Annotated in this window: 15 protein-coding genes and 5 tRNA genes; 9 read left to right on the forward strand and 11 right to left on the reverse strand. The window is 44.0% G+C overall.

The window, feature by feature from the left end:
* The first annotated feature begins 95 nt into the window (after positions 1 to 95).
* The 6 genes from ACG9ZB_RS03345 to ACG9ZB_RS03370 are packed head-to-tail and all read left to right on the forward strand — an operon-like array spanning position 96 to position 6317.
* On the forward strand, positions 96 to 2936 hold the full coding sequence (locus tag ACG9ZB_RS03345) for a monovalent cation/H+ antiporter subunit A (RefSeq protein ID WP_419324118.1): 2841 nt from the start codon (positions 96 to 98) through the stop codon (positions 2934 to 2936).
* Position 2937: 1 nt separating this feature from the next.
* On the forward strand, positions 2938 to 3303 hold the full coding sequence (locus ACG9ZB_RS03350; RefSeq protein ID WP_004692695.1) for a Na+/H+ antiporter subunit C: 366 nt from the start codon (positions 2938 to 2940) through the stop codon (positions 3301 to 3303).
* Entirely contained in the window at positions 3303 to 5111 is a 1809-nt protein-coding gene (locus ACG9ZB_RS03355; RefSeq protein WP_419324120.1) for a monovalent cation/H+ antiporter subunit D, read from the forward strand. The genes ACG9ZB_RS03350 and ACG9ZB_RS03355 overlap by 1 nt, the downstream gene beginning before the upstream one ends.
* A 2-nt stretch (positions 5112 to 5113) precedes the next feature.
* The gene (locus tag ACG9ZB_RS03360; RefSeq protein ID WP_004692699.1) at positions 5114 to 5635 is read left to right on the forward strand and encodes a Na+/H+ antiporter subunit E; all 522 of its coding nucleotides are present in this window, start codon (positions 5114 to 5116) and stop codon (positions 5633 to 5635) included.
* Positions 5632 to 5907: a monovalent cation/H+ antiporter subunit F gene (locus ACG9ZB_RS03365; protein ID WP_004692700.1), complete on the forward strand. Its 276-nt coding sequence runs from the start codon at positions 5632 to 5634 to the stop codon at positions 5905 to 5907. The genes ACG9ZB_RS03360 and ACG9ZB_RS03365 overlap by 4 nt, the downstream gene beginning before the upstream one ends.
* 11 nt (positions 5908 to 5918) lie before the next feature.
* The gene (locus ACG9ZB_RS03370) at positions 5919 to 6317 is read left to right on the forward strand and encodes a Na+/H+ antiporter subunit G (protein ID WP_419324122.1); all 399 of its coding nucleotides are present in this window, start codon (positions 5919 to 5921) and stop codon (positions 6315 to 6317) included.
* A gap of 392 nt (positions 6318 to 6709) precedes the next feature.
* Here ACG9ZB_RS03370 and ACG9ZB_RS03375 read toward each other — a convergent pair whose 3' ends face one another.
* From ACG9ZB_RS03375 to tpiA, 11 genes are all read right to left on the reverse strand, one after another.
* On the reverse strand, positions 6710 to 7114 hold the full coding sequence (locus tag ACG9ZB_RS03375; protein WP_004978763.1) for a ribosome-binding factor A: 405 nt from the start codon (positions 7112 to 7114) through the stop codon (positions 6710 to 6712).
* Positions 7114 to 9813, reverse strand: coding sequence for a translation initiation factor IF-2 (infB, locus tag ACG9ZB_RS03380; protein ID WP_419324124.1), 2700 nt, complete (start codon positions 9811 to 9813; stop codon positions 7114 to 7116). The genes ACG9ZB_RS03375 and infB overlap by 1 nt, the downstream gene beginning before the upstream one ends.
* Before the next feature lie 9 nt (positions 9814 to 9822).
* Entirely contained in the window at positions 9823 to 11307 is a 1485-nt protein-coding gene (nusA, locus tag ACG9ZB_RS03385; protein ID WP_419324126.1) for a transcription termination factor NusA, read from the reverse strand.
* A gap of 39 nt (positions 11308 to 11346) precedes the next feature.
* Entirely contained in the window at positions 11347 to 11871 is a 525-nt protein-coding gene (gene rimP, locus ACG9ZB_RS03390) for a ribosome maturation factor RimP (RefSeq protein WP_308954896.1), read from the reverse strand.
* A gap of 228 nt (positions 11872 to 12099) precedes the next feature.
* A tRNA-Met gene (locus ACG9ZB_RS03395) sits at positions 12100 to 12176 on the reverse strand.
* Positions 12177 to 12265: 89 nt separating this feature from the next.
* Positions 12266 to 12342: transfer RNA gene (locus ACG9ZB_RS03400), tRNA-Met, on the reverse strand.
* A 69-nt stretch (positions 12343 to 12411) separates the two neighbouring features.
* Positions 12412 to 12488: transfer RNA gene (locus tag ACG9ZB_RS03405), tRNA-Met, on the reverse strand.
* Positions 12489 to 12562: 74 nt separating this feature from the next.
* Positions 12563 to 12639, reverse strand: a tRNA-Met gene (locus ACG9ZB_RS03410).
* Between the two features lie 49 nt (positions 12640 to 12688).
* Positions 12689 to 12773, reverse strand: a tRNA-Leu gene (locus ACG9ZB_RS03415).
* A 53-nt stretch (positions 12774 to 12826) separates the two neighbouring features.
* Entirely contained in the window at positions 12827 to 13156 is a 330-nt protein-coding gene (gene secG / locus ACG9ZB_RS03420) for a preprotein translocase subunit SecG (RefSeq protein ID WP_411371063.1), read from the reverse strand.
* Between the two features lie 13 nt (positions 13157 to 13169).
* Positions 13170 to 13961, reverse strand: coding sequence for a triose-phosphate isomerase (gene tpiA / locus ACG9ZB_RS03425; RefSeq protein WP_419324128.1), 792 nt, complete (start codon positions 13959 to 13961; stop codon positions 13170 to 13172).
* A gap of 279 nt (positions 13962 to 14240) precedes the next feature.
* On the opposite strand from tpiA, the gene pilB reads away from it, so the two are divergent.
* Genes pilB through ACG9ZB_RS03440 form a run of 3 tightly spaced genes read left to right on the forward strand, consistent with a single transcriptional unit; the run spans position 14241 to position 18073 of the window.
* Positions 14241 to 15956, forward strand: a complete 1716-nt coding sequence (gene pilB, locus ACG9ZB_RS03430; protein WP_419324130.1) for a type IV-A pilus assembly ATPase PilB — start codon at positions 14241 to 14243, stop codon at positions 15954 to 15956.
* A 30-nt stretch (positions 15957 to 15986) separates the two neighbouring features.
* Positions 15987 to 17213: a type II secretion system F family protein gene (locus ACG9ZB_RS03435; RefSeq protein ID WP_411371066.1), complete on the forward strand. Its 1227-nt coding sequence runs from the start codon at positions 15987 to 15989 to the stop codon at positions 17211 to 17213.
* Positions 17213 to 18073 (forward strand): prepilin peptidase, encoded by an 861-nt coding sequence (locus ACG9ZB_RS03440; RefSeq protein ID WP_419324132.1) that lies wholly within the window; start codon positions 17213 to 17215, stop codon positions 18071 to 18073. The genes ACG9ZB_RS03435 and ACG9ZB_RS03440 overlap by 1 nt, the downstream gene beginning before the upstream one ends.
* Positions 18074 to 18078 lie beyond the last annotated feature (5 nt).

Consider the following 18078-nt stretch of genomic DNA (forward strand, 5'->3'; position numbering starts at 1 on the left):
TTGGCTTTCAAGATTGAGACTCTTGGGCTGCTCTTTGCAGTCCTGTAATCCTTGAAAGATGAGATTCACCAATAGGTTTTGACCTATTCACGACAATGGAAACGAGTGTGCTACCGATTATTATATTGTTACCGTTAATACTTGGCACAACCCTTGTCTCATTACTGAAGCAGAGCTCACGCAGGCTAACCGCCTTCGCAGCTGTTGGGGTCAGTATGACAAGTTTAGGCTTATTACTGACCCAAGCACGAGAGGTGTTTAATGGCGCTGTCATTACGCAGTCGTGGTCATGGTTGCCGCAGCTTGGAATTGACTTCAGCTTCCGTCTAGACGCATTAGGCCTCCTCTTTGCCTTACTGATTAGTGGCATCGGGACGCTCATTTATATTTATGCCTATTTTTATTTAGGCCCAAAAAATTCTCTCAATAAACTCTATCTACTGCTCATGTTGTTCATGGCAGCCATGCTCGGGATTTCACTCTCCAATAATTTAATTTTACTCCTCGTTTTTTGGGAGTTGACCAGCATCTCCTCTTTCTTATTGGTCGGTTATTGGAGTAATTACGACGCGGCACAACGTGGCTCACGAATGGCATTGACCATTACAGGTATGGGCGGATTAGCCATGCTGGGTGGTTTCATATTGCTCGGCCAAATCACAGGCACCTACGAGATTGATCAAATCTTGACGATGACAGCGCAGATTCAAAGTCATGCTTTATTTGTTCCTACCTTGCTGCTGATTTTACTCGGTGCTTTTACCAAAAGTGCACAATTTCCATTCCATTTTTGGTTGCCCAACGCAATGGCAGCCCCGACCCCCGTGTCTGCTTATTTGCACTCAGCAACCATGGTAAAAGCGGGCATTTTCTTGGTGGCACGACTGTTACCCATTTTTGCGGGTGCGGCACTGTTCCATAATTTGGTCACCTTTATTGGCCTGTTTACCCTCTGTATGGCTGCATTTTTCGCCATCTTTAAAGAAGACCTAAAAGGTTTATTGGCCTATTCAACCATCAGTCATCTCGGCTTGATCATGTGTCTCTTGGGAATCGGATCACCATGGGCTGTGGCTGCGGCTATTTTCCATATTATTAACCATGCCACCTTTAAAGCGGCGCTGTTCATGATCGCAGGTATTATCGATCATGAGTCAGGCACACGTGATTTACGTAAGCTTAGTGGGTTATGGCAACTGTTGCCTTATACAGCCACTTTGACGATGGTCACTGCAGCATCGATGGCTGGTTTGCCCTTGACTAATGGTTTCTTATCTAAAGAAATGTTCTTTACTGAGCTGCTTAGCAACCTGTCTGGTCCTGTGCTCATCTGCTCCGCGATTATCGCAACACTGGCGGGGATTTTTGCAGTGGCTTACTCCGTGCGTTTGGTGCATGGGGTTTTCTTCGATGGCCCAGTGGGCAAACAAGTTCCGAACAAAGATGTACATGAGCCACCTTTTGGCATGCGTGCACCGGCCACTTTACTGGCCATTCTGTGTATTTTAGTTGGGTTATTCCCTGCTCTATTGGTTGAAAACATCGTCAACAGTACGGCACGCGCCAGCACCCAAGTGATGGACTTTGAAGGCGCACATCTTGCTCTATGGCATGGTTTTAACATGCCATTGTTGATGAGTGCTATTGCCTTGGTCGGCGGTCTGATTTTCTATTTCAGTCTGGCGAAAGGTGGCAAAATTCGAGACATTGATTTCGATCCATATTTAGGTCGTCTACAAGGTCGAGTTGCCTTTGACTTATTCCTTAAGTCACTCCTGCTCAACTCGCACAAATTTAAACGCTGGACTGAAAATGGTAAATTACAAAGCTATATTCTTTGGATTGTGATCTTCAGTATTGTCATAGTCTCACTTCCATTTTTAGGACAAGGGCTGACCACAGGCACCCGTGAACTCACCCATGCCCCTGCTTTAGCGATCGTACTGTGGCTACTGTTATTCTCTTCGTGCTGGATGATGCTATGGTTCCACCACGAACGGATTAAAGCGGTATTGATCAGTGGCGCGATTGGTTTAGTCGTAACTATGGTCTTTGTCTGCTTCTCTGCACCTGATTTAGCCTTGACACAAATCACTGTCGATGTAGTCACCACCGTACTGTTATTAATGAGTTTATCGCTTTTACCACAACTCACTCCCTATGAGTCGAGTGTATCACGCCGTTGGCGAGATGCCCTGATTGCGATTGGCGGCGGGCTTGGCATTGCATGGATCACATGGCTTATCTTGACCCGTGATCACAACTCCATTTCATGGTTCTTCATGCAGCAGTCGATTCCATTAGGCGGTGGTACCAACGTGGTCAACGTGATTTTGGTTGATTTCCGTGGTTTCGATACTTTCGGTGAAATTACAGTCCTTGGCATTGCAGGCATTGGTGCGCTGTGCCTAATGGATGGTATGCGTACCCACGGTACCACCATGACCAAAGGTCTTAGTTACCGTTTTAATCCATCGCCGTTGATGCTTCGTATCACTGCATCTTGGATATTACCGATTGCCTTGGTGGTTAGCCTGTATATCTTCTTACGTGGACATAATCTGCCTGGGGGCGGTTTTATCGCGGGTTTGATTACCGCTTTGGCCTTGATTATTCAGTACATGGCACTCGGTCAAGATCATACTGAACAGCTGCTCAAAGCCAAGTCTGGTCGTTTGTATGAAATCTGGATTGGAAGCGGTCTGGTCATTGCAGGATTAACAGGCTTAGGCGCATGGTTCTGGGGACGCCCCTTCCTCACCAGTGCACACTTTTATGTGTCGCCACCGATCTTAGGTGAAATGCACCTAGCGACAGCTGCACTGTTCGATGTCGGGGTTTATATCACGGTCGTAGGTGCAACCATGCTACTTATTTCAGTACTTGGGGACTCGCGTCACTCTAGTATGTCTGGTCCAGTACCAAAGGGGGATTAATATGATTAGTTTAGAACTGTTACTTGCCTCCGCTATTGGTCTGTTGACTGCCACAGGCATCTATCTGATCTTGCGTGCCCGTACTTTCCCTGTGGTACTTGGCTTGGCCATGATTGGTTATGCAGTCAATTTATTTTTATTTGCCATGGGGCGACTTCAACTTAATGCACCCGCGGTACTCACGGAAGCCAGCAAAGCCACTGATCCTTTGCCACAAGCCTTGGTGTTAACCGCGATTGTGATTGGCTTTGCTACCACGGCGTTTATTGTACAACTGGCTTTACGCAGTCGTTATGAAACAGGAACCGACCACGTTGACTCTAAAGAAGAAATACCACAAATTGACCCACGTGAGGATGAGCCATAATGAATGACCTCATCCAATTTTGGACCGAACACACCCCAATTTTTAGTATTTTAATTCCTGCCATTACTGCCTTTATTTTGGTATTACTGGGTAATCCAGGATCAGGTTCTTTAGCACAAGACTGGCGACAACCGTGGCGTCGAGGCATCAGTTATACCTCTGGTCTGTTGGGCTTATTTACAGCAGTCAACTATCTGATCTTTGCCAGCTCAGGGCAAATCAGTGTTTATAACCTTGGTGAATGGGCAGCACCATTTGGTATTGTTTTAGTCCTCGACCAACTGTCTGCCCTGATGTTGGTTTTAACCTACGGCTTGGCTGTTCCAGTGATGTGGTTTGCCAGCAAAGAATGGGATGAACGTGGCCGTTATTTCCATGCCATGTGCCATTTCCTACTGATGGGTTTAACCGGTGCCTTCCTGACAGGCGACTTATTTAACCTGTTTGTATTCTTTGAAATTTTATTGATGGCCTCCTATGTCCTGTTACTGCATGGCCAAGGCAAAGCGCGTTTTCAACTCGGCATTCACTATGTCACTATTAACTTGTTGGCATCAGCTCTGTTTCTGATTGGTCTGGGCATGATTTACGGCAGCATCGGCAGCCTCAATATGGCGGATGTTGCACGTTTGATGCCTCTATTAGAAGGCGATCAACATCGTATTGCTGTTGCTGGCGGGCTGTTGTTGTTTACAGTCTTTGGCATTAAAGCAGCCATGCTACCTGTCGGTTTTTGGCTACCGAAAACCTATGCGGTCGCGACCACTCCTGTGGCGGCACTGTTCACCATCATGACCAAAGTCGGTATTTATGCCATTTTACGTGTTAATGGCACCGTATTTGACGATGCCATTAGCCGTGAAATTCTGCAATACATTCTATTGCCGATTGGTTTAATTACCTCAGTCTATGGTGTGATTGGCGCGATGGGCGCAGAACGCTTACGTCGTTTCATTGGCTTTATGATTTTGTCTTCTGTGGGCACGATTTTAATTGCCATTTCCCTATTCAATACCTTGGCATGGGCAGCGGCACTGTATTATTTGGTGCACAGCACCATTATTGCGGCAGCTTTCTACATTTTAAGTGGTTGGATTACCTCTCAACGTGGTGAGTTTAAAGACCACTTTAAAATTGCCCCGCAAATGAAACAGCATAAGGTGGTGGCGTTAACCTATTTCACCATTGCCTTGATGATGGCAGGTTTACCGCCCTTTAGTGGCTTCTTAGGCAAAGTGTTTATTCTTCAAGCCACCGCACACTCACCGTATCAATTGCTGATTATTGTGACCATTTTAGTGGTGAGCTTGTTGAGTATTATTGCGTTTACACGTGTAGGTTTCGTGATTTTTTGGCGCGCAACTAAACCAGAAGACAACCCGAATGAAGCTGCTTATGCAGTGTATCAAGCTTTGCCTGAACAAGCACCGAAGCGCAATGACAAAACCATCTATCTATTGTTGGCAGGGTTAATCGCTTATATGGTGTTTGCAGGTCCAATTCAAAAGTACACTTATCAAACGGCTGAGCAAATCCAAAATAATGTGCTCTATGAACAAACTTTACTCAAAACTGATGAGCATGGCCAAACCATTAGCGTACAACCTTTCGACAGCGAAAATTTACCGGAAACCAAATATGGTGGCGAACGGGTGGATCCAAATGCTCATTTGATTCCATATTTAATTTCAGAAGAAACACTGGAAGGCGAACATATTTCAGAATACAAAAAACGCCAAATGCAACAGCAACAACAGGCTGAAGTGAATCCCAATGCTGAAAGCCTACAACCGATGGTGGAGCCTTAAACATGAAAAAAACGTCGTTTTTGGAACGTTGGTTACCCCACCCTTTTGTCTCGGTGATTGTTGCGCTGAGCTGGGTGATGCTGGCACATAGTGTCGACGCAGCCAGTTTAGTGATGGCATTTTTACTGGCCATTTTTATTCCGCGTCTGATCAGACCATTCATTACTTACACTCCAAATATTGAATGGAAAGCGGCGGTGAAACTCTTTTTTGTGGTGTTATACGACATTGTGATGTCGAATATTCAAGTGGCTAAATTGGTCCTCGGCCCAATTGATCGTCTACAACCCAAGTGGTTTCGTGTTCCGCTGGAAACACAACATGAGGAAGTAAACACCTTACTGGCGATGATTATTACCACTACACCAGGCACTGTTTCAGCAGGCATCGATCAAGATCGTGGGGACATTTTAGTTCACGCCCTCAGCACCGATGATGAAAATGCCGAGATTGAAAATATCAAAGCGCGTTATGAAAAACCGTTGATGCAAATTTTTGGTGTCGAAGCAGGAGACAAAGCATGACTATTTTGCCTTATGCCCTCGGGATTTGTTTAATCGCTGTCACCATTTCAATGTTGCTGTGCTTAATTCGCTTAATCATCGGCCCATCGATTGTAGACCGACTCTTAGCACTCGATACACTCTTTTTAAATGCAATCTGCCTCATTATTATTTTAGGCATTTACTGGGCCAGCACTTCATTATTTGAAGGTGCTCTTTTGGTTGCGATGCTCGGCTTTGTCTCTACAGCCGCTTTAGCACGCTACTTCACCTCAGGTCATGTGATTGACTAGGAGCAAGATCGATGCAACTTACGATGGAAATTTTAGTCTCCATTTTTCTCATGATCGGCACTTTCTTCATGCTGGTCGGAGGAATTGGAATGGTACGCCTGCCCGATTTATTCATGCGCCTGCACGCTCCAACTAAGTCAAGTACCTTAGGCTTAGGGAGCTTCTTGATCGCGGCAATGATCTATTCTGCATTTCAAGGACGCTTTGGTTTTGCTGAGCTGTTATTAACGCTGTTCGCCTTCTTAACCGCGCCTGTATCGGCGAATTTGATGGCACAAGCGGCTCTACATTTACGCTTACGCTCACTAAGTGGTGACGTTCCAGAAGCACTCAATCGTCCACTGCCTTGGCAACGTACTCGTCGCAGAGCTTTTAGCAATAATCATGAAGACACTGAACATCGTCTTTAAACGTTTGTATCCTTAAAGATATAAAAATAAATACATTTCTAGCGCTTCAGCACTGACATGGTACTGTTGCGCTAATCTGTATATTGTACTAATGATAAGGTTCAAAAGTATTAGATGGTGTCGCATCCATTACATTGACCAACACAGGTGGACTAATCAAACTAATTGATACTCGAGCTAGCAAAAATTAAAATGATCAACGTGTCCCGCTAGTAAATCATTGTCCATATCAATCCAGTCCACAGCAACTTGATAGTCAAAATAATCCCTAAAAGCTCAACCCTCTATTCCCCTATCACAATCCTATGCAATATCTTTCAAGTCTTAATCTAGCTCCAGCCCCGCATAAAAAAAGCCACCCGAAGGTGGCTTTTTGATTCAGTTAGACTGAATTATTCATCATCTTTGTTTGCTTCATCAGCAGGTAAATCCTTTACTGCTTCAGCAATCAGACCAAACATATAGTTACCATATGCATTGGTTTTATCGTAATGGAAACGCAAACGCGGTGTAATACGTGTCTTAATACGACGGCCGAGTTCGTGACGCAAGAAACCAGATGCTTTGTTCAGCACATCTAACGTTTCTTTATTGGCTGCTTCACTTTGCTCATCGCCAAGCTCACGGCCCATCACAGTCACGTATACTTCAGCATAACCTAAGTCTGGACTAACCTTCACCGCAGAGATGGTCACGAGACCACCTAAGCGCGGATCTTTCAGCTCTTGGCGAATCAGTTCTGACAACTCACGTTGTACTGTATCCGCCATGCGCTTAAGACGTTGACTACCCGCCATTAAAGACTCCGTTTGATCAATTGAACATCATAGACTTCGATCTTGTCTTTTTCTTTGATGTCTTTATAACCTTTCACCGCAAGACCACATTCCATACCTGCGCGAACTTCTTCCACCACGTCTTTATAGCGACGAAGTGACTCAAGCTCACCTTGGAATACCACCACGTCATCACGAAGGACACGAATTGGTTTATTACGGTGTAATACACCTTCAAGCACCATACAGCCTGCTGCTGCACCAAACTTACTTGAGTGGAACACTTCACGTACTTCAGCCACACCTAAAATAGTTTCACGGTGTTCAGGCGCAAGCTTACCACTCATCGCTGCTTTCACATCATCAATCAATTGATAGATGATTGAGTAGTAACGAATGTCGATACCATCAGCATCCGCTTTTTGACGCGCTGCGTTATCAGCACGTACGTTAAAGCCAAGAAGTACCGCTTCAGAAGATTCAGCCAGTGTCACGTCAGATTCGGTGATCGCACCAACACCTGAGCCAATAACACGGACTTTAACTTCGTCTGTTGCAAGATCAGCAAGAGCAACGTGTAATGCTTCCAATGTACCACGTACATCAGTTTTCAATACCACATTGACGATAGGCACATCTTTCTTGCCCATAGACGCCATGATATTTTCAAGACGCATTGCGCTTTGACGCTCAAGACGTTTTTGACGTTCACGATCCATACGCGCATCGGCAACTTCACGTGCTTTCTTCTCGTCATTCACAACAAGAATTTCATCACCCGCCATTGGCGCTTCAGGTAGACCTAAAATTTCAACTGGAATTGAAGGACCAGCAGATTGAATACGTTTACCGTTTTCATCTGTCATCGCACGTACGCGACCATAAGATGCACCCGCAAGAACCAGGTCACCTACTTTCAATGTACCGTTTTGAACAAGGATAGACGTTACCGCACCACGGCTGTTGTCTACACGTGCTTCAATCACGACACCTTGAGCAGCACCTTCTTCAGATGCTTTCAACTCAAGTAATTCAGCTTGAATTGAAATAATATCTAGAAGCTCATCAATACCTTGACCTGTATGTGCTGAAACCATTGCAACAGGAACGTCACCGCCCCATTGTTCAGGCACGATTTCTTTCACAGTCAATTCATTCAATACGCGATCTGGATCAGCAGATTCTTTATCCATCTTGTTAATGGCAACAATAATCGGCGTACCTGCAGCACGTGCGTGATCAATCGCTTCAGCTGTTTGTGGCATTACACCATCATCCGCTGCAACAACCAACACCACGATGTCTGTTGCTTTCGCACCACGTGAACGCATTGCAGTAAATGCTGCGTGTCCCGGAGTATCTAGGAAAGTAATGATACCCTTGTCCGTTGTAACGTGGTAAGCACCGATATGCTGTGTAATACCACCTGCTTCGCCTTGTGCCACTTTAGCACGACGAATGCGGTCAAGTAAGGATGTCTTACCATGGTCAACGTGGCCCATGATAGTCACAACAGGAGGACGAGTCGTTTGAGCGCCACGTGCTTCTTCTGCTGCTTCCAGTAAGTTATCTTCAGCTTGTGTATCCGATACAAGAACTGGGTTATGGCCCATTTCTTCTACGATTAATGCCGCAATTTCTTGATCAATCGCTTGGTTCTGAGTCACAAGCTCACCCATTTTCATGAGTGACTTAATTACTTCACGTACCTTAACTGCCATTTTCGCAGCCAAGTCAGCAACAACAATGGTTGAACCAATTTCAACATCATAAACTTGCTTTTTAACCGGTTTTTCAAAGCCATGCTTGTTTGCAGAGCTTGTTTTTAAACCACGTTTATGCGAGTTATCACGGAAAGATTGCTCTTCACCACGACGACTACCTTTCTTCGGTGCACGTGTAGCTGGCGTATTGGTACCACGTTTGATTTCGCGGTCTTCTTTCGCAAATGAGTCTTCATATGCTTGACCAACCAGACCCGCAGCAAGTGGAGAATCATCCACTACACGAATGGTCGCAGTTGCATCTTCATTTGAATACTTAGATGCCATTTGACGCATTTGTTCAAGTGTACGTTGCTGCGCTTCTTCAGCTGCCTTACGACGTGCTGCTTCTTCGGTCGCTTTTAATTGAGCGGCTTGAGCTTCACGTGCTTTTTTCTGTTCAGGTGTTTCAACAACTTTAACTTGTGCTTTAACCACAGGCTTATTGTTTGATTTACGCTTCACAACTACCGCAGCTTTCGCAACTTCTTGCTTCGTCGTTTCTTGCTTTGCAGCAGCACGCATTGCTTCAAAGTTTGCAGCCGCTTTATTTACTGCTGGAGTTTCAGCTTTAGGTTCAACCATAGCTTGAACGTTCGCACGAGCTTGTTGCTCAGCTTGCGCTTTTGCCAAAGCTTCCGCTTTAATTTGTTCTGGATCTGGCTTGGTAAATGTATGTTTCTTACGAACTTCTACATTAATCGTTTTTGCCTTACCTGAAGTACTCGCTACTTTAGCGGTACTGGTCGTTTTACGTTTCAACGTGATTTTTCCTGCCTGACCATCGTTTTGACCATGAATTTTCTTCAAATGGTGCACGAGGGCATCTTGTTGTTCAGTAGAGATTATATCGTCCGATTTACGCTGTGGTAAACCAGCATCACGAACCTGCTCTAGGAGCTTCTCAACAGGGCGGTTCACACTGAGAGCTAACTCTTGTATCGTCTTATCCGTCATGTAGATCTCCTAGTTAAACCATGATTCGCGCGCTTTCATAATAAGTTGACCCGCTTTCTCTGTACCCAGACCTTCAATATCAGCAATATCGTCAGTCGCTTGGTCAGCCAAGTCATCAATTGTGATGACACCACGTGCTGCAAGTGCATAAGCAATCTCTTGCGTCATCCCTTCCATTGCAACGAGTTCCGCGCTTGGATCTTGGATGTTTTCTTGCTGCTGTAATGCATCAGCCAATGCAACTTCTTTGGCACGACTTTGAAGTAATTCAACAACTTCAGCATCTAGCTCGATTTCGTCAAATGTTTCAGCTGGAACATAAGCAATCTCTTCTAAAGAAGTAAAGCCCATTTCAACCAATGCCATTGCCAAATCTTCTTCAATATCTAGACGCGATACAAATAGGTCTAAGTATTGTTGTGCTTCATTTTGCTGACGAGCATGATACTCATCTTCAAGCATCATGTTGAGTTTGTAGCCTGTAAGTTCAGAAGCTAAACGTACGTTTTGACCTTGTGAACCAATCGCACGCGCTAATTGATCGCTAGTTGCGAAAATAATATCCGCTGTACGTTCTTCTTCATCAATCACAATACCCGATACATCTGCTGGCTCTAAAGCACTTGCAATGTACTGTGCAGGATCATCAGACCATACAACAACATCAATACGCTCACCGTTCAATTCTTGCTGAACTGCTTGGATACGTGTACCACGCATACCAATACATGCACCCACTGGATCAATACGATGATCATTGGTTTTCACAGCAATTTTAGCACGAACACCAGGTTGACGCGCTGCCGCTTTAATCTCAATGATTTCCTCAGAAATTTCAGGAATTTCTTTCTTCATCAAAGCGATGAGCATTTCAGACTTGGCACGTGACAATTGTAGTTGTGCACCACGGCCTTCACGGTTCACATTGAACAAAATCGCATTTACACGTTGCTTCGGACGCAAAATTTCTTTTGCAATCATTTCTTCACGTGCAAGATACGCTTCAGCATTGTCACCTAAGTCAATGATAAAGCCATCTTTAGTTTGCTTTTTCACTTCACCGTAGATCAACTCACCCACTTTAGACTCGTAGGCATCTGCAATCAGCGCACGTTCAGCTTCGCGAATCTTTTGAACAATCACTTGTTTTGCAATTTGCGCCGCAATACGACCGAAGTCAATTGAAGGTACTTCAAGCTCACGAATATCACCAATCGACCATTGTGCAGGATCAACATCAGAAATCGCATCTTGACATGCTGGCATTTCATGATCTTCATCCGCAACCACTTCCCATTGACGGAAAGTGCTGTATTCGCCCGTTTTACGATCAATCTCTACACGAAGCTGAGCTTCTTCAGAGTTTGTTCCTTCGTAAAATTTCTTTTTAGTCGCAGCAACAAGCGCTTGTTCTAAGGCTTCGAAAATCGCTTCACGAGGTACACCTTTTTCATTACTAACCGTTTCAACTACGGTAAGAATTTCACGTGCCATAAGCCACCTATTCGTTCAGATTCTTATTTATTAAATGAATTAATCTTGATAGACCAAATTGGCTTTATCAATATTATTACTATCGATTTCAAGCACCTGTTGCTTTTCCACTTCGACTTGAATCATTTCAGCTTCAAGATCTACAGCAACCAATTTAGCTTGGAATTTACGACGGTTATCGACCGCACTGATCAAACGGAAAGCGATCTGTTGACCAATATATGCAGGGAATTGTTCAAGTTGGAAAAATGGACGATCCCAACCCGGAGATGACACTTCAAGTGCATATTCACCTGAAATTGGATCATGGACATCCATCATTGCGCCAACTTGCTGAGTCACGCGTACACAGTCTTGTACGCCGATGCCACGGCCCTGCTCTTCTTCACCATCTTCATTGATGATGGGTTCTGCATTTTCGTCGACCGCTTTGTCGATATAAATGCGTAATAAAGAACGTTTTCCTTGAGGAAGAAATTCAATCCCCCAAAGATCAACACCACAGGCTTGCACTGCAGGAGCAATTAAGTCTTGGAGTGCTTGAGTTTTATTTGATAGCTTCATTTACTCTCGTCATTTTTGTGCGATTCAATGGCCGAAACAGACCACTACAAGCCAATACAAACTATAGTAGTAGTGGAACATGACACTTTGATTTTCACCGTATCCGGCTCACATCGACACTACACGATAGCCAATAAAAAAGGGCGTAATCGCCCCAATTATTGCACAGAAAATTAATATCCACTGTGCAAAAAGGCCCACCTTGTTGTGAGCCTCTTTTTAGAAACTTGGTAGCGGGAGCTGGATTTGAACCAACGACCTTCGGGTTATGAGCCCGACGAGCTACCAGACTGCTCCATCCCGCATCAACGTGCAAAAATTATATACAAATATGAACTATTTTTCAATCTAAATACTTCGTACTTGCTCTGATTTAGTTGCACCTAAATCAAATTGGTAGCGGGAGCTGGATTTGAACCAACGACCTTCGGGTTATGAGCCCGACGAGCTACCAGACTGCTCCATCCCGCAACAAAACGCAAAAATTATTTCAATTTAATCACTTAAACTGCTTATTTTAGTTTGCATCTAAAATAAGATTGGTAGCGGGAGCTGGATTTGAACCAACGACCTTCGGGTTATGAGCCCGACGAGCTACCAGACTGCTCCATCCCGCAACAAAACGCAAAATATTCTTAACTTAATAATTATTAAGCTACTCACCTTAGTTTGCATCTAAAATAAGATTGATTGGTAGCGGGAGCTGGATTTGAACCAACGACCTTCGGGTTATGAGCCCGACGAGCTACCAGACTGCTCCATCCCGCATCAATAGAATTCGCTGCATACACCAACTTAATCTTCTGGATTCATAAGTTGGTGCGGAAGGGGGGACTTGAACCCCCACGCCCGAAAGCACTACCACCTCAAGGTAGCGTGTCTACCAATTCCACCACCACCGCAGCTGTGACGCATTCTAGTAGCATCGTCACAAAAAAGAAAGGACTAATTCCAATTATTCGCTTGTTTTAGGTGCAGCTGGCGAAGTTTCAGTCGATTTTGCAGGTACAGAACTTGTCGTTTGCACTGATTTTAAGCTATAGGCATCTGTGGTTTGCTTTTTGGCAAACACAGCTAGTGACAAACTGGTGATAAAAAATAAGGCCGTCAAAACCGCAGTCAATCGGGTTAAGAAATTACCTGAACCTGATGCGCCAAATACTGTTGCAGCACCGCCACCACCAAACGAAGCACCAGCATCTGCACCTTTACCATGCTGAACCAAAATCAGCACGATCATCAACACAGCTAAGATAATATGTACTACCAGCACAAAAGTTTGCATGCTGAACTCCTAATTATTTTGTATTTGCAAATGCTTCGACAATTTTATAAAACGACGTTGCATTTAAAGATGCCCCACCGACGAGTGCACCATTGATATCTGGACAGGCCGCTAACTCTACTGCATTTTCAGCTTTTACACTACCACCATATAAAATGGCCATGTTCGCGCCATGACTAGTAATTTGCGTGAGACCTTCACGGATTTTAGCATGCATGGTTTGTGCATCTTCTGGTGAAGCGGTTTTTCCTGTACCAATGGCCCAAATCGGCTCGTAGGCAATCACTATATGAGGCCACTGCCCTGCCGTTAGCACACTGGCTAAATCGCAAATTTGTTGTAAAACCACTACTTCTGCCTGGCCAGACTCACGCTGCTCTAAACTTTCACCTACACAGTAAATGACTTTTAAACCCGCATTTAAGGCATTTTCCACTTTAGCATTTAAAATCGCTGCGCTTTCAGCAAAATATTCACGACGTTCTGAGTGACCAATTAAAACATATTCAATTTGACTATCTTTGAGCAGCTCTGCGCTCACCTCACCGGTATATGCACCCATGTTGGCAAAACGCGAAACATCCTGCGCCACAGTGAAAACTGAACGTGCAGCATTCGCCAATTCAGTCTGCGTTGACGTCAAAGCCAGCGTCACAGGCGCAAGCCCAATATTACATTTTTCTTCTGCTATTTCATTCTCTTGCAAGAGCTGTTTAAATTCTTGAAGCAATTGCTTGGCATCTGCCTGCATTGGGTTCATCTTCCAATTGCCGACAACCCATGGCTTAATCGTCAAACCCGACATACAGCACCCTATTCAAAACAGTTCATAAAAACGGCCTCATTCTACACGGTATTTATTTTTCAAATATAGTTTTCTTCTAGAATTTCTTCGGCAATCAAAATAATACGAATGAAAATAAAGACATCTTTTTGTAAAAAAACCGCCTGCTATCACGACCAGTTCATGCTTTTAATCGATATTAAGGTGGTGACAACACTTTCAGATATGGTATTTTTGTGCAACAAAAGTATAATTTTACAATACCAATTATAAACAATTGAGAAGTTAAGGATCTGGGGTATGTCAGTATCAAATGGTTTGCCTAAATTCACAGGCTTCATTCGACGCTTAGTCGAAGACGGACGCATGACTGCTGAAAATATGCAACAGGCAATACTCTCTGCAAAAAAAGCTCAGCAAGACATCGTTCCTTATCTGATTGAAAATCATAAACTCTCTCCACAAATGATCGCTGAGACGATTTCTTTAGAGTTTGGCGAGCCCGTTTTTGACTTAAGTGTCTATGATTCTGTACAAATTCTACGGGATTTGGTCGAAGATAAACTCATCACCAAGCATCGTGTGTTGCCGATATACCGTCGTGGCAATATCCTCTATATCGCTACCAGCAATCCAACCAACATTGATGCGATGGACGCAGTTCGCTTCAATTCTAAAATGAATATTCAAGCAATTATTGTTGAACATCCTCAGCTTGAAAAACTGATTGAACAAAATTTTGCGCAGGCCGATAGCTTTGAATTTTCTGATGAAGATATTGATTTAGATTTAGAGCAAGGACATCAAGACTCAAATGATGAAGAGGACAATGACTCACCTCAAGGCGATGAAGCACCGATCGTCAAATACATTAATAAATTACTGATCGATGCGATTCGTATGGGCGCATCAGATTTACACTTTGAACCTTATGAAAAATCTTACCGTGTCCGTTATCGTGTAGATGGGGTTCTGCGTCATATTGCCAGCCCACCACTACAACTGGCGACTCGGCTTGCTTCACGTTTAAAAGTTATGTCACAAATGGACATCTCTGAAAAGCGCGTCCCGCAAGATGGCCGAATTAAATTAAAGCTGTCGAAAAGCAAAGCCATCGACTTCCGTGTCAACTCACTTCCAACCTTGTTTGGCGAGAAACTGGTTCTGCGTATTCTCGATCCATCTAGTGCTATGCTAGGAATCGATGCTTTAGGTTATGAACCTGATCAAAAAGACCTGTTTATGCAGGCTTTAGACAAACCTCAAGGCATGTTGTTAATTACTGGCCCGACAGGTTCAGGTAAAACAGTATCGCTGTATACAGGTTTGAATATTCTAAATAAAGAAGACACCAATATCTCAACTGCGGAAGACCCCGTTGAGATTAACTTGGAAGGCATTAATCAGGTCAATGTGAACAATAAAGTCGGCCTCACCTTCTCTGCTGCACTGAAGTCCTTCTTACGTCAAGATCCTGATATTGTGATGGTCGGTGAGATTCGTGACCTTGAAACAGCTGAAATCGCGATTAAAGCCGCGCAAACAGGTCACATGGTCATGTCGACACTCCACACCAATAGTGCGCCTGAAACCCTGACACGCTTACGCAATATGGGGGTTCCATCTTTTAATATTGCAACCTCGGTCAATTTGGTGATTGCACAACGTTTAGCGCGCCGCTTATGTAACCAATGCAAAGCCGCTGTCGATATTCCTGAACAAAGCTTGCTCGAAATGGGCTTTACTTCAACAGATATCCAAAATCCAGACTTCAAAGTTTATCAACCGGTGGGGTGTGCTGAGTGCCGTGAAGGTTATAAAGGGCGTGTTGGTATTTATGAAGTCATGAAAGTCACGCCAGAAATTTCAAAAATTATTATGGAAGATGGCAATGCCTTACAGATTGCGGAAGCATCTGCAAAATTAGGATTTAACAATTTACGTCGTTCAGGTTTACTCAAGGTTATGCAGGGGGTCACTTCCTTACAAGAAGTGAATCGTGTAACCAGCGAATAGTTGAAATATTGAAAGAATAAGGATAAATGCATGGCTGTCAAAAAAGCACAGATGATGCCAACCTTCAGTTATGAAGGGATTGATCGTAAAGGGGCAAAAATTAAAGGGGAATTGCCTGCACGTAATCTTGCCCTCGCCAAAGTTACTTTGCGCAAACAAGGGATTACCATCAAGAGTATTCGAGAAAAGAAAAAGAATATTTTTGAAGGCATAATGAAGAAAAAAGTAACGACACTGGACATCACGATTTTCACCCGACAGCTTGCAACCATGATGAAAGCCGGTGTACCACTGGTACAAGGTTTCGAAATTGTGGCTGAAGGTTTGGAAAACCCGTCTATGCGTGAAGTTGTACTGGGCATTAAAGGTGAAGTCGAAGGTGGTAACACCTTTGCGGGAGCACTCAAAAAATATCCGCAATATTTCGACAACTTATTCTGTTCATTGGTTGAATCGGGTGAACAATCAGGTGCGCTTGAGACCATGCTGGATCGTGTGGCGGTCTATAAAGAAAAAAGTGAGTTGTTAAAACAAAAAATTAAAAAAGCCATGAAATACCCAGCAACCGTGGTTGTGGTTGCGGTGATCGTGACTATTATTTTGATGGTCAAAGTCGTCCCTGTGTTCCAAGAACTCTTTAGCTCCTTTGGTGCAGACTTACCTGCATTCACTAAAATGGTGGTGAATATGTCTGAATGGATGCAGAAATACTGGTTCATTTTGATTATAGTGATTGGTATTGGCATTACAGCATTACTCGAAACAAAAAAACGCAGTAAAAAGTTTCGTGACATGCTGGATAAAGCCGCTCTGAAAGCCCCGATTTTTGGTGATTTAGTCTATAAAGCGATTATCGCACGCTATAGCCGCACGCTGTCTACCACCTTTGCTGCGGGTGTACCCTTAATTGATGCCCTCGAGTCTACCGCGGGTGCAACCAATAATGTAGTCTATGAAGAAGCAGTAATGAAAATCCGTGAAGATGTCGCAACAGGGCAACAACTTCAATTCGCGATGCGTGCCACCAATAAATTTCCATCAATGGCCGTACAAATGGTGGCGATTGGTGAGGAATCTGGTGCGCTCGATGCCATGCTGGATAAAGTTGCAACTCACTATGAAAACGAAGTCGATAATGCGGTGGATGGCTTAACTGCAATGATGGAGCCTCTCATCATGGCGGTCTTGGGTGTACTTGTGGGTGGCCTAGTGATTGCCATGTATCTACCAATCTTCCAAATGGGTTCGGTGGTTTAATGCAAGAAATAATTTCCTATCTGATCAATACTCCAATGGCGCTTTATTTCGCCGTTGGAGTTTTTAGTTTGTGCATCGGTAGTTTTCTGAATGTAGTGATCTATCGCACGCCAAAAATGATGGAACAAGAATGGCGCACAGACTGCCAATTTCTACTTCATCCTGAGCAGCCGATTATTGATGAAACTAAGCTCACGTTGAGTAAGCCTGCATCGACCTGCCCCAAATGCAAAAGTGCCATACACTGGTATCAAAATATCCCTGTGATGAGTTGGTTAATGCTAAGAGGAAAGTGTGGTACTTGCCATAACCCGATCAGCATTCGCTACCCTGCGATTGAACTCTTGACCGCCATTTGTGCATTGGTCGTGGTTGCAGTATTTGGTCCAACAGTCCAAATGCTGTTCGGTCTCGTACTCACTTACATTTTAATCGCCTTAACTTTTATTGATTTTGACACTCAACTTTTACCTGATCGCTATACCCTCACCCTTGCAGGTCTAGGTTTAGGGGTCAATAGTTATGCGATTTACACCACGCCAACAGCAGCCATTTGGGGCTATATCATTGGTTTCTTATGCTTATGGATTGTCTACTATCTGTTTAAACTCTTCACAGGCAAGGAAGGTATGGGTTATGGTGACTTTAAGTTACTTGCTGCTTTAGGCGCATGGATGGGCCCTTTGCTGCTGCCGCTGGTTGTGCTACTTTCCTCTTTTGTAGGTGCCATTATCGGCATCATCCTGCTCAAAGTGCGTAAAGAAAATCAGCCTTTTGCTTTTGGTCCGTATATTGCCATCGCAGGATGGATTGCCTTTTTGTGGGGTGAGCAAATTATGAAAATATACTTAGGCAATTAAAATAA

It is taken from the genome of Acinetobacter johnsonii (genome assembly GCF_048551975.1).
GTDB classification, from domain to species: Bacteria; Pseudomonadota; Gammaproteobacteria; order Pseudomonadales; family Moraxellaceae; genus Acinetobacter; species Acinetobacter johnsonii_A.